General features: G+C 61.0%; 13 protein-coding genes. 6 read left to right on the forward strand and 7 right to left on the reverse strand.

What is annotated here, in order from left to right:
• Positions 1-61 precede the first annotated feature (61 nt).
• The 4 genes from ACZ1HJ_RS16290 to ACZ1HJ_RS16305 form a co-directional block, all read right to left on the reverse strand.
• Positions 62-835, reverse strand: coding sequence for a squalene/phytoene synthase family protein (locus ACZ1HJ_RS16290; RefSeq protein WP_472719694.1), 774 nt, complete (start codon positions 833-835; stop codon positions 62-64).
• Positions 822-2,435 carry a citramalate synthase gene (cimA, locus tag ACZ1HJ_RS16295; protein ID WP_472719695.1) on the reverse strand — a complete coding sequence of 538 codons (1,614 nt, stop codon included), beginning with the start codon at positions 2,433-2,435 and terminating at the stop codon, positions 822-824. The genes ACZ1HJ_RS16290 and cimA overlap by 14 nt, the downstream gene beginning before the upstream one ends.
• Positions 2,436-2,619: 184 nt before the next feature.
• Entirely contained in the window at positions 2,620-4,050 is a 1,431-nt protein-coding gene (gene cysS, locus ACZ1HJ_RS16300; protein ID WP_472719696.1) for a cysteine--tRNA ligase, read from the reverse strand.
• 182 nt (positions 4,051-4,232) lie between these two features.
• A complete protein-coding gene (locus ACZ1HJ_RS16305; RefSeq protein WP_472719697.1) occupies positions 4,233-4,607 on the reverse strand; it encodes a VOC family protein in 375 nt (124 codons plus the stop codon).
• A gap of 82 nt (positions 4,608-4,689) precedes the next feature.
• Between ACZ1HJ_RS16305 and soxR the strand changes: the two genes are divergently transcribed.
• The 3 genes from soxR to ACZ1HJ_RS16320 all read left to right on the forward strand — a co-directional run bounded on the left by soxR (position 4,690) and on the right by ACZ1HJ_RS16320 (position 8,177).
• Positions 4,690-5,160, forward strand: a complete 471-nt coding sequence (soxR, locus tag ACZ1HJ_RS16310) for a redox-sensitive transcriptional activator SoxR (protein WP_472719698.1) — start codon at positions 4,690-4,692, stop codon at positions 5,158-5,160.
• A 51-nt stretch (positions 5,161-5,211) separates the two neighbouring features.
• Positions 5,212-6,384, forward strand: coding sequence for a pyridoxal phosphate-dependent aminotransferase (locus ACZ1HJ_RS16315; protein ID WP_472719699.1), 1,173 nt, complete (start codon positions 5,212-5,214; stop codon positions 6,382-6,384).
• Between the two features lie 254 nt (positions 6,385-6,638).
• The gene (locus tag ACZ1HJ_RS16320; RefSeq protein ID WP_472719700.1) at positions 6,639-8,177 is read left to right on the forward strand and encodes a trimethylamine methyltransferase family protein; all 1,539 of its coding nucleotides are present in this window, start codon (positions 6,639-6,641) and stop codon (positions 8,175-8,177) included.
• A gap of 63 nt (positions 8,178-8,240) precedes the next feature.
• Here ACZ1HJ_RS16320 and ACZ1HJ_RS16325 read toward each other — a convergent pair whose 3' ends face one another.
• From ACZ1HJ_RS16325 to ACZ1HJ_RS16335, 3 genes are read right to left on the reverse strand one after another with little or no spacing between them, the layout of a single operon-like run.
• Complete coding sequence (locus ACZ1HJ_RS16325; protein ID WP_472719701.1) at positions 8,241-8,984, reverse strand: DUF4336 domain-containing protein; 744 nt, start codon at positions 8,982-8,984, stop codon at positions 8,241-8,243.
• A 15-nt stretch (positions 8,985-8,999) separates the two neighbouring features.
• Positions 9,000-9,560: a peptidylprolyl isomerase gene (locus ACZ1HJ_RS16330; protein WP_472719702.1), complete on the reverse strand. Its 561-nt coding sequence runs from the start codon at positions 9,558-9,560 to the stop codon at positions 9,000-9,002.
• Positions 9,553-10,059: a peptidylprolyl isomerase gene (locus tag ACZ1HJ_RS16335; RefSeq protein WP_472719703.1), complete on the reverse strand. Its 507-nt coding sequence runs from the start codon at positions 10,057-10,059 to the stop codon at positions 9,553-9,555. Before ACZ1HJ_RS16335 ends, ACZ1HJ_RS16330 begins: the two co-directional genes overlap by 8 nt.
• Positions 10,060-10,190: 131 nt before the next feature.
• Here ACZ1HJ_RS16335 and ACZ1HJ_RS16340 point away from each other — a divergent pair, with 131 nt between their 5' ends.
• The 3 genes from ACZ1HJ_RS16340 to ACZ1HJ_RS16350 all read left to right on the forward strand — a co-directional run bounded on the left by ACZ1HJ_RS16340 (position 10,191) and on the right by ACZ1HJ_RS16350 (position 13,218).
• Positions 10,191-11,375, forward strand: coding sequence for a phosphoglycerate kinase (locus ACZ1HJ_RS16340; protein ID WP_472719704.1), 1,185 nt, complete (start codon positions 10,191-10,193; stop codon positions 11,373-11,375).
• Between the two features lie 54 nt (positions 11,376-11,429).
• The gene (locus tag ACZ1HJ_RS16345; protein WP_472719705.1) at positions 11,430-12,215 is read left to right on the forward strand and encodes an SDR family NAD(P)-dependent oxidoreductase; all 786 of its coding nucleotides are present in this window, start codon (positions 11,430-11,432) and stop codon (positions 12,213-12,215) included.
• A 109-nt stretch (positions 12,216-12,324) separates the two neighbouring features.
• Complete coding sequence (locus ACZ1HJ_RS16350) at positions 12,325-13,218, forward strand: fructose bisphosphate aldolase (RefSeq protein WP_472719706.1); 894 nt, start codon at positions 12,325-12,327, stop codon at positions 13,216-13,218.
• Positions 13,219-13,232: the final 14 nt, after the last annotated feature.

Raw genomic sequence — 13,232 nt, forward strand, 5'->3', positions numbered from 1 at the left:
ATTTGAATCGAGAGAGGGCGGCCTTGGGGGTCGCCCTTTTTCTTTGTCCTAGATCGTGGGGCTACCAGCGGCCGGTCATGGCCCGCGCCATCAGACCCAACCGCGATTTGAACGGCGCGGGCTCCAGCGCGCCTTGCGCCACCCGCGACGGTTCGGCCCTCGCCCGTTCCAACACGCCTTGAGTTTGCCACAGCGGTAGCATCGCCGCACGCGCCCCGCGCGGGACCGATGCACGCGCGCTACGGGATCGGCGCAACCGGGTCAGACCTTCATCCGCCAGCGCGCGCACGGCCTCCGGTCGGCCATCGGGCAAAGGGACACGCCCGGCCTGTTCAAGGGCTGGAATGGCCCGGAACCAATTGGCCAAGCCATGGGCGAACCCTGCATCCCGGATCACATCCGGGTCACCGCCCCCCAAGGCACGGGCTGCAACCAGTATCAAATGGCCCGCGGTCTTGGTCAGGTAATCCTCAAAATGCGCGGCGTCTTGGAACGGGTCGCTGTAGATATCCCACTGGCGCGCCGCCACCAGCTGATCCAGAAGATCCGCGCCATCGCTGTCCAGAACCCCAGCCAGCGGCGTGACCACCTCGTGCCGCCGCACCTCGCCGCCTGCCTTGATCTCGGCCAGCGCATCGCGCCACCATTGCAGGCGCATCTCTGCAATCATCGCCTCCTGCGTGACCCAGGGTGCACGCGCCACCTCGACATTAAAGGCATAGACCGGAAAGAGCACCCTGCGGGCCGCCACCGGGGCGGCCATGGCGGCCATGAACCTGTCGGGATCGGCCCGTCGCACCAGTTCAGCACAGGCGGTGAGGTCAGCCGTCTCCACGCAAGAGCTTCCAGTTGATCGCATCCAAGAGCGCCTCAAAAGAGGCATCCACTATGTTGGGGCTCACGCCCACGGTGGACCACCGGCGCCCGTCGCTGTCTTCGCTGTCGATGATCACGCGGGTCACGGCCTCGGTGCCGCCCTGAGTAATACGCACTTTGAAGTCCACAAGACGCATATCGGTGATCAGATCCTGATACCGGCCCAGATCCTTGGCCAGCGCCTTGGCCAGCGCGTTGACCGGGCCGCGGTCACTCCCGGCCTCATCCATGGACTCGCTGACCGACAGCTTCTTCTCGCCGTCCACCTTGACCACAACCACCGCTTCGGACAGCGATATCATCCGGTCATACTTGTTCTTGCGCCGCTCGACGGTGACCTTGTATCGCTTGACCTCGAAGAACTCGGGCAAAAGGCCCAGTTCGGCCCGCGCCAGCAGCTCAAAAGACGCTTGCGCGCTGTCATAGGTGTATCCCTTGGCCTCACGCACTTTGATCTCATCCAGAATGCGGGGCAATGCGGGGTCACCTTTGGCAACATCCAGCCCCGCGTCGGCCAGACGGCGGCGCAGATTGGATTGCCCGGCCTGGTTCGACATCGGGATGATCCGGGTGTTGCCCACGGCGCCCGGATCGACATGTTCATAGGTCGTCGGGTCTTTGATGATGGCGCTGGCGTGTAGCCCGGCCTTATGCGCAAAGGCCGACGCGCCGACATAGGCCGCCTGCCTGAGAGGCACCCGGTTGAGAATATCGTCCAACTGGCGACTGGCTAGTGTCAGCGTTGCAAGGGCCTCTTGGCTGATGCCCGTTTCATACCGGCTCGCATAGGGTTCCTTGAGCAGCAATGTCGGGATCAGGGCCGTCAGGTTGGCATTGCCGCACCGTTCGCCCAGACCGTTGAGCGTGCCCTGCACCTGTCGTGCCCCGGCGTCGATCCCGGCAAGGCTGCACGCCACGGCGTTTTCCGTATCATTATGCGTATGGATGCCCAGATGGCTGCCCGGCAGACCCGCTGCAATGACCGCACGGGTGATATCAAAGACGTCATGCGGCAATGTCCCGCCATTGGTATCGCAGAGCACCACCCACCGCGCGCCCGCATCATAGGCGGCACGCAGGGTTTCGAGCGCGTAATCGGGATTGGCCTTGTAGCCGTCAAAGAAATGCTCCGCGTCAAACAGCGCCTCCCGGCCCTGCCCCACGATATGTTCGATGGAGCGCGCGATATTGTCGGTATTTTCGGCCAGCGTGATTTCCAGCGCCTTTTCGACGTGGAAATCATGCGATTTGCCCACCAGACAGACCGAGGCCGTGCCCGCATTCATCACCGCCGCCAGCACCTCGTCATTGGCCGCTGAACGCCCGGTGCGCTTGGTCATGCCAAAGGCAGTCAGACGCGCGTGGGTTTCCGGGGCCGCATCAAAGAATTCACTGTCGGTCGGGTTGGCGCCCGGCCAGCCGCCCTCGATATAGTCCACCCCGAGCGCGTCCAGCATTGCCGCGATCTGGTGCTTTTCCGGGGTCGAAAATTGCACACCCTGCGTCTGCTGCCCGTCTCGCAGCGTGGTGTCGTAAATGTAGAGGCGTTCTTTGGTCATCTGCACGCCCCGCAACAGAGGGCAGCGCCTGACCCTGGGTGGGCGCAGACACGGGTGGTGATTGGCAAGGCATAATCGCGCTCAACCACATTGTTCCGTGGCATTGCATCACCCATGCGCCCTCCCGTGGGGAGGGTCAGGCGCGGCCCGGGCAAGCCGGGCGAAACGGAATGAAGCCGGAACGTCATTTCAAGGCCTCAAGCTTGGAAGGGTCAAACTCCGGCTTTACATCCAGAACAACTTCTGATTTCGAAATCCGCACCTCAAGACCTGCATCCAAAAGAATGTTTTTGATACGATCCGCCTCGGCAAAGTCTTTCGTCTCCATTGCCGCCTGACGAGCATTGAACAACATCTCTTCAAAAGGCTCCAACTCAATCGGATCACCCAGTCCTTTATCCAGTGATGACCCGTGAGAAACCGACCAATCTACATCTCGGTCAAACTCCAAGAAACTGAGTGCTTCGGCCAACGCAATCTTTGCAGAAAGGGAGGTCTTCGCCTCCTTTGCCAATTCATGCATATGGCTGATTGCCAAAGATGTATTCAGGTCGTCAGCGAGAGCTTCGATAATCTGCTTTGGCGGCGCATCACCTCTAAACTGACGATTGACTACATCCCGTTCTGAATCGATGAGTTGCTTCCATTTTATTAGCGTATTTTTCGCGTTCTTCGCCTTCTCCGCCGTCCAATCCATCGGCTTGCGGTAATGCGTGCTCAGGAACACGAACCGTATCACCTCACCCGGCACGCCCTGATCCAGCAAATCGCGCACGGTGAAGAAATTGCCCAAGCTCTTGGACATCTTCTTGCCCTCGACCTGCAGCATCTCGTTATGCATCCAGACACGGGCAAAATCGCCATCCGGTTGGGCGCAGCAGCTTTGCGCGATCTCATTCTCATGATGCGGGAACATCAGGTCCTTGCCACCACCGTGGATATCGAAACTCTCGCCAAAAATGTCCCCCGCCATGGCCGAGCATTCGATGTGCCAGCCCGGCCGCCCACGGCCCCAGGGTGACGGCCACCCGGGCAAGTCATCCGTCGAGGGCTTCCACAGAACGAAATCCATTGCGTTGCGCTTGTAGGGTGCTACTTCGACGCGCGCACCGGCGATCATGTCATCCACCGAGCGGCCCGAAAACGCGCCGTACTGCGCATAGCTTTCGACGGCAAAAAGCACATGACCTTCAGCTTCGTAGGCGTGGCCCTTGGCGACCAACGCCTCAATCATCGCCACCATCTGCGGGATGTAATCCGTGGCGCGCGGCATCTTGTTGGGCTCCAGCGCCCCAAGTGCGCCCATATCGTTCAGAAACCAGCCAATCGTCTCGGACGTGATGTCATCAATCGCCCGGCCCGTCTCCGCCGCACGGGCGTTGATCTTGTCTTCGACGTCGGTGAAATTGCGCGCGTAAGTCACGTGATCCGCGCCGTAGACATGCCGCAGCAACCGGTAGAGCACATCAAACACCACCACAGGCCGCGCATTGCCCAGATGGGCGCGATCATAGACCGTGGGCCCACAGACATACATGCGCACATCCTTGGGATCGATGGGCGTAAACACCTCTTTCTGGCGGGTCTTGGTGTTGTGCAGTTTGATCGTCGTCATGGCGTCCTCACGCGCAGGTGTTGCGGCGGGCTTACCAACTTCGATCCATGATTTGAATGAGAAAGAACGGCCCGCCTGAGAATTCTCAGCAGGTAATGCAGCAAATGATGCAAATGGTCCGTTTCATGGGGGCGACCATAGGCAGCCGCCCCTTTTGCGTCAAGCCGGTGCGCAAGTGGCTGTTACGGATAGGACACAACCTCAAATTCGATCCCGTCGGGCCCGTCGAAGTAAAACCGCAGCCCCGGTTCGTAATCGCCATGCATATGGGGCGTGTATCCTGACTTCTTCACCAACGCCTCGGTCGCATCGATGTCATCCACAACGACGCCCACATGGTTGAAGCCGCCGATGCGCGAATAGGTATCGCCCATTGGCTCCAGCTTTTTCACCGGGGCGTATAGCGCCAAGTAACTGTCGGCGTCGCCCACATGCACGCTATAGCCATTGTCCTTGGCCTCGCCCTCCCACCGGATATGCCAGCCAAAGATATCGCACAGGACAGCAGCGCTGGCCTTGGGGTCCGGGACGGTGATGTTCACATGCTCGAGCTTCATGGGGATGTCCTTTCGATATTGATTCCCTTTGATTTCCATCGTAATTCTTCAAGTATACTTTAAATCAACAGGAAATTTTTCTATGCAAGACAGACACTTGGCACAACGGGGTTTGAGCATTGGCTACGTTTCCGATCGCACGGGGCTGCCCCAATCCACCATTCGATACTACGAAGACGAAGGCCTGGTCGCGCCAGATCGCAACGACAGCGGGCACCGGCGCTATGCCCGCGCCGATCTGAGGCGGCTTAGCTTTGTGATGATCTCACAAGGACTGGGTTTCTCCATCGCCGAGATCCGCGCCGCCCTGGCATCCCTGCCGGATGACCGCACGCCAACCAAAGCCGATTGGGCACGTATTTCACGCCGGTTCGGTGCCGTTCTGGACGAACGTATCCTGCAAATGCAGCAATTGCGCGCCCGTCTGGATGGCTGCATCGGCTGCGGGTGTCTGTCGCTCAAATCCTGCGCGCTTTACAACAAACGCGATGTTGTGGCTCGCCAAGGCGCCGGACCGCGCTATGTGTTGGGACATGCGAGTAAAATGGATTGACAATTTGGACGGCAAATGGCTCGGTCCAATTGTGATTCAGGGAGTGGTTTCATGCAGTTATCGAAGCGGATCACCGGTCTGACCGCAGGCGGATCAGACGGATGGGAAGTCTATTACCGAGCCAATGAGATGACCGGAAACGGCGTCGACGTCATCAACCTCACTCAGGGCGATCACGATATTGGAACCGATCGCAGCATCCTTGATGCGATGCACGAGGCGGCCGTGGCCGGGCACACGGGCTATACGGTCTATACCGGTAATGCCAACCTGCGCGAACGGGTGGCCAAGCGCCTGACCGAACGCACCGGTGTGAAAACCACGCCCGATAACGTGCAGATCACGCCCGGCGGTCAATCCGCACTTTTCGCCACCCACAGCGCGACCTGCGATGATGGCGATACCGCGTTGTTTATTGATCCCTATTACGCCACCTACCCCGGCACGATCCGCAGTGTTGGTGCGCGCCCCGTGGCGATTGCGGCCCATGCCGACCGGCTGTTCCAGCCCGATCCGGCCGATATCCGTGCCAAGGCCGATGGCGCCAAAAGCCTGCTGATCAATTCGCCCAACAACCCGACCGGTGTCATCTACAGCCGTGAAACGATGGAAGGCATTGCGCAGGTATGCCGCGACAAGGCGCTCTGGCTGATCTCTGATGAGGTGTATGACACCCAGGTCTGGACCGGGGATCATTTCAGCCCGCGCATGCTCCCGGGTATGGAAGCGCAAACTCTGGTCATCGGATCGCTGTCGAAAAGCCACGCCATGACGGGCAGTCGTCTGGGGTGGATTGTGGGTGCCGCCGATACGATCGAAACCATCGGAAACCTCTTCACCAATACCACCTATGGCGTGCCCGGCTACATCCAGGAGGCGGCCTGTTATGCCCTTGATCTGGGTCCGGACTTCGAGGCGAAGGTGGCCGAGCCCTACCGCCAGCGCCGCGATCTGGTCATGCGGTTGATGGACGGGCAGAACACGGTTCGTGCAACCCCGTCGGACGGCGCGATGTATGCGATGATCGATGTGCGCGCCACGGGGCTGAGCGGGCAGGATTTTGCGTTCCGGTTGCTCGATACGCACCATGTGGCCGTGATGCCCGGTGAGAGTTTCGGCGCGGCCACCGCGGGCCACATCCGCGTGGCGCTGACTGTGGCCGAAGAGCGCCTGACCGAGGCGGTGCGCCATATCCTGTCGCTGGCGACCAAACTCTCTGCCTAAAGACGCCTCTTTGACTGAACCCGAGGTCCATTTGCGACATTGGTCGCTATTGGAATAGACTGACGATCAGGAATCGTGCGGGCTGGCACGTGTCAGGACTTAAGGGAGGTATCTGGCGATGGACCCAAGCTGCAAGATTGCAGTGATCATCCGCACCATCGGCGCATGCCGGGGCCGTGCGGCGCGTGGAAGACCGGGCCGGGGCTGATCATTCACCCCTGCTCGACCGTTTTTCACGAAGGACCACCCATAAAATGACAGCCACAGCATCCCGCCGCGCCGGCGGCCGCGCCGCCCGCAAAGCCAGCCGCGAAGCGCCTCTGACCGAAGCCGAACGCCCCATCCGTCCGGGCATGGAGGGCGGCACGTACAAACCGCTCAGCCCGGCAGACATCGAACAGATCCACGAAGGCGCACTGCGCGCATTGGAAACCATCGGCCTCGCGGATGCACCGCCGAGCGGGGTCAAGTACCTGACCGATGCCGGTGGCATTCTGGGCGATGATGATCGCATTCGCATTCCCCGCGCCGTGGTCGAGGACGCGCTCAGCAAAGCCTGCAAGAAGATCACCCTGCACGGCCGTGACCCCAAGAATGACATGCATCTCTGGGGCACCCGCGTACATTACGGGACCGCCGGGGCCGCGGTTCATATGGTCGATGTGAATGGCCGCGAATACCGCGACAGTACGGTACAGGATCTGCACGATGCCGCACGCATTTGTGATCAGCTTGATAACATCCATTTCGTGCAACGCCCGATGGTGGCGCGCGACATCCCTGACAACCGGGAGATGGACCTGAACACGATCTATGCGTGCTGCTCGGGCACCACCAAACATGTCGGCACGTCCTTTACCGAACCTGATTTTGTGCCCCCTGCCCTTGAAATGCTGCACATGATTGCCGGCGGAGAAGACGCCTGGCGCGCCCGGCCATTTGTGTCCAACTCAAACTGTTTCGTGGTTCCTCCGATGAAGTTTGCGACAGAATCCTGCGAGGTGATGGAACGGTGCATCGAGGGCGGCATGCCGGTCCTGCTGCTCAGCGCTGGCATGGCCGGGGCCACCGCACCGTCGACCATCGCGGGCGCCATTGTGCAGGCCACGGCGGAGTGTCTGGGCGGGCTGGTTTACGTCAACGCCATCGCGCCGGGGCATCCGGCGATCTTTGGCACCTGGCCCTTTGGCCTTGATCTGCGCAGCGGTGCAATGACCGGCGGCTCCGGCGAACAGGCGCTGCTGAGTGCCGGGTGCGCCCAGATGCATCAGCATTACGGCCTGCCCGGCGGTGCCGTGGGCGGGATCACCGACGCGAAACTGCCCGACATGCAGGCCGGGTGGGAGGCGATGTGCTCCAACGTCATGGCCGGTCTTTCGGGGCTCAACATGGTCTACGAGGCGGCGGGCATGCATGCCTCATTGCTGGGGTTCTGCCACGAGTCGCTGATCCTCGGGGATGACCTGATTGGCCACGCCATGCGCTGCGTGCGCGGGATTGAGGTGAATGAGGTGACCATGGCCTTGGATCAGATTGCCGAAGTTTGCATGGGCGGTCCCGGGCATTATCTCGGCACCGATCAGACCCTGCTCCGGATGCAGTCGGATTACGTTTACCCGTCCCTTGGCAACCGGATGAGCCCCAAGGAATGGGGGGAGAATGACAAACCCGATCTGCTGGAAAACGCCATTGCGCGCAAAGAGCAGATCCTGTCGGAACGATCCGCCGCGCGGTTTGACCCGATGCTGGATGCGGACATCCGCCGCGCGTTCAACATCCATCTGCCCGCCTGATCAAACACCCGTCCGTTGCCCGGCACATAACCGGGCGACGGACAGTTCCAACCAACGCAGGTGTTACTTTTCTATGTCGTCCAGGGCCTGACTCCACTGGCGCTCATGCACCAGCCGCTTGAAGGCACGTTCCAGCTCCTGCACCGCGCCGCGCGCGTAGCAATCCCCATGGGACAGGATCATCGCGCGGGGCTGCCACGCGATCATGTGCTCAATCGCACGCCCCAGATCACCACCACGATAGCTGCGGCGCATCAGGTAGGGCATCTTGCCGTCGCTATTATCTGTGCCCGCCAGCCAGACCAAAGGCCGGACCCAGGCCGGCAATCGCGCCGTATCGATGTTCTGGATCAAATCCGTGACGATCAGCGTGGCCGACGGCCGGTGGAAAAACACCGCCTCCCGGTACCGCTTGCTGCCACCCACGATCAAATGTGACAGGTCATTCATCCAAGGCGTATCGCCCCCAAGCGCATGATCAAACGCAATATCGGCGCCGCGCGCGCCCTCAGGCTCAACCGCCCACACATGGGCCTGCGGATAGGTCGCGCGCCATTCGGCCAGAAACGTCGTGTGGCTCCAGTTGGGCACCACAAGATGCGCAACCACCCCAAGCGCCTGCAGTTCCGCTTTCAACTCGTCCGTCAGGCCGGTTGGCGAATGCACCCACAGGGTGTCATCTGAAAGTTTGGCGATGGTGGCGCGGGTCGAAAGCGGGACCCGGCGGCAAACCACCGCCGGACCATCCACAATCCATATCCCCTCGGCCACGGGTTTGAGCGTGCCGAGAGGGGGATAGATACTCATCCCCGTGCCCTGCCCTTACTCGGTGACAGTGACCGAGGTCATCACATCCGGCTCACCGGCCACGGCACCGGACTGGCCCTGGCCGCGCTTGATCGCGTCGACCACGTCCATACCGCCCGTGACCTCACCCACGACGGTGTATTGACCGTCCAAAAAAGCGCCCGGGGCGAACATGATGAAGAACTGACTGTTGGCACTGTCCGGGTTCTGTGCCCGGGCCATGCCCACGACACCACGGGCAAAGGTGATGTCGGAAAACTCGGCCTTGAGGTCCGGACGCTCGCTGCCGCCAGTGCCGGCGCGGCGCATGTCGCCGCCCGCGATACCGTGTTGGACGTCACCGGTCTGGGCCATAAAGCCCTCGATCACGCGGTGAAACACCACGTTGTTATAGGCGCCTTCCGAGGCCAGTGCCGTAATCTGCTCAACATGACCCGGGGCCACATCTTCGAAAAGGTCGATCGTGACGGTGCCATTGGCCTCGCCCGCGATCTGGATTTCGAGACCCGAAGCCATTGCGGGGCTGACCAGTACAGGGCTGGCCAGCAGGGACATCAAAACGGCAAGCTTACGCATCGGCGGCCACCTTGACGCTGATCATCCGGTCCGGCACGGAGGGCGGCTCGCCCCGCGTGATCGCATCCACATGTTCCATGCCGGACGTGACGCGGCCATAGACCGTGTATTGACCGTTCAGGAAATGGTTGTCGGAGAAGTTGATGAAGAACTGGCTGTTGGCGCTGTCGGGGTTCTGGCTGCGCGCCGCGCCGATGGTTCCACGATCATGGGGCAGCTTGGAGAACTCGGCCTTCAGGTCCGGCAAATCACTGCCGCCCGTGCCCGCCATCCGCAGATTGAAATCCTGTTCCATATTGCCATTGGCCACGTCGCCGGTCTGCGCCATGAACCCGTCAATTACCCGGTGAAAGGCCACGTTGTCATAGGCACCGGACCGGGCCAGCTCTTTGAGACGCTCACAATGTCCCGGAGCCACATCAGGCAGAAGTTCGATGGTGACGGTGCCCCCTTTCAGCTCCATAAGAATGGTGTTTTCGGGGTCTTTGATCTCGGCCATGTGGCTCTCCTTCATACAGTGGTTGCCCCGATACCTAGGCGCTTCGGCCACGATTGCCAAGCGCAGAGCTTGACCCTTGGCGGGCTTCGCGCCAATAGGGGCGCGAATTACCGCACGGGAGGCCCGCTGGCATGAGCTGGAAAACGCTGGATGATATGGAACTGGACGGCAAACGCGTCCTGACCCGGGTCGACATCAACGTGCCCGTTGAAAATGGCGTGGTCACGGATACCACGCGCATCGACCGGATTGTGCCCACCCTTCACGACATTTTGAAACGAGGCGGGAAGCCGATGCTGATCGCCCATTTCGGTCGCCCCAAGGGCAAGGTTGTGCTCGATCTGTCCCTGCGCGTTGTCCTGCCCGCACTGGAGGCTGCCCTGGGCCGCTCGGTCACGCTGATCGAAACGCTGGAAGGTGCCGAAGCGCTGACATCCGAAGCGCTGGCCGCCGATGTCCTTCTGCTGGAAAACATCCGTTTCCACCCCGGCGAGGAGGCCAACGACCCCGCATTTGCCCAACGGCTGGCCGGTCTGGGCGATGTCTTCTGCAACGATGCGTTTTCGGCTGCACACCGGGCACATGCCAGCACCGAAGGTCTGGCCCATCATATGCCCTCCTGCGCGGGCCGTTTGATGCAGGCGGAACTCCAAGCGCTCGAAGCCGCACTCGGCACCCCCAAACGCCCCGTGGTGGCCGTCGTGGGCGGCGCCAAAGTGTCAACCAAACTTGATCTTCTGGGCAATCTGGTCAGTAAGGTCGACCAACTGGTGATCGGCGGCGGCATGGCCAATACCTTTCTGGCGGCGCAGGGCCTCAACGTGGGCAAATCGCTTTGCGAACATGAGATGGCCGACACGGCCCGGGCGATCATGTCCCAGGCCGCCGCGTCGGGATGTGACATCATCCTGCCCGCCGATATCGTCGTGGCCCGCGAATTTGCCGCCGGGGCCGCGCATGAAACCCTTGCCGTGCACCTCTGCCCCGACGATGCGATGATCCTCGATGCCGGACCTCAATCCGTGGCCCGTGTCGCCGGTGCACTGGATCAAGCCAAGACGCTGATCTGGAACGGACCGCTCGGCGCGTTTGAAATCGAACCCTTCGACACGGCCACCAATGCCGCGGCGCGTCACGCCGCGGATCTCAGCCGCGCAGGACAGCTAATTTCCGTTGCAGGCGGCGGAGATACGGTCGCCGCCCTCAATCAGGCTGGTGCCGCGGAGGATTTCACCTATATTTCTACCGCAGGCGGTGCCTTCCTTGAATGGATGGAAGGCAAGGACCTGCCGGGCGTTGCCGCGCTCAAGGGCTAGCCAAACACCCCCGTTCGGCCGGTCTGTTGTCAGGCAGTTGATGGGAGGATGGCTATGAAAAATTGGACATTGGTAACTGGTGCATCTGAAGGGCTGGGCAAGGAATTTGCCCGCATCGCTGGCAAGGCGGGACGCAACCTGATCCTGACCGCAAGGTCCGAAGGCAAGCTCAACGCGTTGGCCGAAGAACTGCGTGGCACTGCCGGAGAAGTTGTCGTGATCCCCGCCGATCTGAGCAACATGGACGAGGCCGAACGGCTCTGGAAAGCGGCCAGCACCAAACGGCGCATCGACATTCTGGTCAACAATGCCGGGCTCGGCTCCCACGGTGATTTCGCCTCCGAGGATACGTGGGAGCGCGAATTGCATTCCATCAACGTCAATATCATGTCCTACACCCTGCTGATGAAGCGTGCGATCCCGCATATGAAAGAACACAAGTCCGGCCGCATCCTCAACGTGGCCTCCGTCGCGGCCTTCACACCCGGTCCTAACATGGCCGTCTACCACGCGACCAAGGCTTATGCGCTGCACCTGTCCGAAGCCGTGGCCGAAGAGTTGCGCGGCACCAACGTGACCGTAACGGCGGTCTGCCCCGGCGCCACGGATACCGCGTTTTTTGAACCCGCCGATATGGAAGGGGTGCGCCTGCTCAAAATGGGCAAACCCATGGTTGCCGGGGATGTGGCCAAGATGGCCTGGGGCGCGATGCTGGGCGGCAAAAGCCTCATCGTCACCGGGATTTTGAACAAGATCTTCGCCTTTCTACCCCGCGTCACGCCGCGCTTTATCACCACATTTGTGGCGTCCAAAATCATGGGCAAGGCCAGCAATCCGTGACGCGTATTGCTGCCGCTGACTAATTGTTAGCGCCACCAGAATTGCATCACACGCCCGTCTCGCCTATGAGCGCGTCAAACGGTTCTTCAGGTTAACATCAGGGATGGTCATGTCGAAAGAAGCACAGCGTCAGCAGATGAGTTCGGGTCAGGGTTTTGTGGCGGCATTGGACCAATCGGGCGGCTCCACCCCCAAAGCCCTCATGCTCTACGGTGTGTCGGAAGACGCCTATAGCTCCGAAGCCGAAATGTTCGACATGATGCATGCCATGCGCACGCGGATCGCCGGGGCGCCGGCCTTTACCGGTGACAAGGTTGTGGGCGCGATCCTCTTTGAAATGACGATGGACCGTCAGATGGGCGGCAAACCCGCCGCAACCTATCTCTGGGAAGACCGCGGTGTTGTGCCTTTCCTCAAGGTCGATAAGGGGTTGGCCGATGAGGCCGACGGCGTGCGCCTGATGAAACCGATGCCCGATCTGGATGCGCTTCTGGAGCGCGCCAATGCCGCAGGGATTTTCGGGACCAAGATGCGCTCGGTCATCGACGCCGCGTCGCCCAGAGGGATCGCCGCCAACGTGGCACAGCAATTTGAGGTCGGTCAGCAAATCCTGTCCCACGGTCTGGTGCCGATCATCGAGCCCGAAGTCACGATCTCGATCGCCGACAAGGCCGCCGCCGAGGACATCCTTCTGGCCGAGCTGACCAAGCATCTCGATGCCCTGCCCACCGATCAGCAGGTGATGCTGAAACTGACGCTGCCGGAAACCGCGAACCACTATAAGTCCCTCGTGGATCATCCGCGTGTCATGCGCGTCGTGGCGCTCTCGGGTGGGTATTCGCGCGATGAGGCCAATGGCCGTCTCAGCCAGAACACCGGCATGATCGCCAGTTTCTCGCGCGCCCTGACCGAAGGGTTGTCCGCCGGTCAATCAGACGTCGAGTTCAACGCGATGATCGCCGACACGATTGACAGCATCTATCAGGCATCAGTCGCCGGTTGATCCATCGCGCCTCG

The sequence above is a fragment of the Roseovarius sp. JB2-10 genome, from assembly GCF_055693585.1.

Excerpts from the sequence above, each read along its gene's own strand:
- cimA (WP_472719695.1), bottom strand. The coding sequence starts at position 2,435 with ATGACCAAAGAACGCCTCTACATTTACGACACCACGCTGCGAGACGGG.
- cysS (WP_472719696.1), bottom strand. The coding sequence starts at position 4,050 with ATGACGACGATCAAACTGCACAACACCAAGACCCGCCAGAAAGAGGTG.
- ACZ1HJ_RS16305 (WP_472719697.1), bottom strand. The coding sequence starts at position 4,607 with ATGAAGCTCGAGCATGTGAACATCACCGTCCCGGACCCCAAGGCCAGC.
- soxR (WP_472719698.1), top strand. The coding sequence starts at position 4,690 with ATGCAAGACAGACACTTGGCACAACGGGGTTTGAGCATTGGCTACGTT.
- ACZ1HJ_RS16315 (WP_472719699.1), top strand. The coding sequence starts at position 5,212 with ATGCAGTTATCGAAGCGGATCACCGGTCTGACCGCAGGCGGATCAGAC.
- ACZ1HJ_RS16320 (WP_472719700.1), top strand. The coding sequence starts at position 6,639 with ATGACAGCCACAGCATCCCGCCGCGCCGGCGGCCGCGCCGCCCGCAAA.
- ACZ1HJ_RS16325 (WP_472719701.1), bottom strand. The coding sequence starts at position 8,984 with ATGAGTATCTATCCCCCTCTCGGCACGCTCAAACCCGTGGCCGAGGGG.
- ACZ1HJ_RS16330 (WP_472719702.1), bottom strand. The coding sequence starts at position 9,560 with ATGCGTAAGCTTGCCGTTTTGATGTCCCTGCTGGCCAGCCCTGTACTG.
- ACZ1HJ_RS16335 (WP_472719703.1), bottom strand. The coding sequence starts at position 10,059 with ATGGCCGAGATCAAAGACCCCGAAAACACCATTCTTATGGAGCTGAAA.
- ACZ1HJ_RS16340 (WP_472719704.1), top strand. The coding sequence starts at position 10,191 with ATGAGCTGGAAAACGCTGGATGATATGGAACTGGACGGCAAACGCGTC.
- ACZ1HJ_RS16345 (WP_472719705.1), top strand. The coding sequence starts at position 11,430 with ATGAAAAATTGGACATTGGTAACTGGTGCATCTGAAGGGCTGGGCAAG.
- ACZ1HJ_RS16350 (WP_472719706.1), top strand. The coding sequence starts at position 12,325 with ATGTCGAAAGAAGCACAGCGTCAGCAGATGAGTTCGGGTCAGGGTTTT.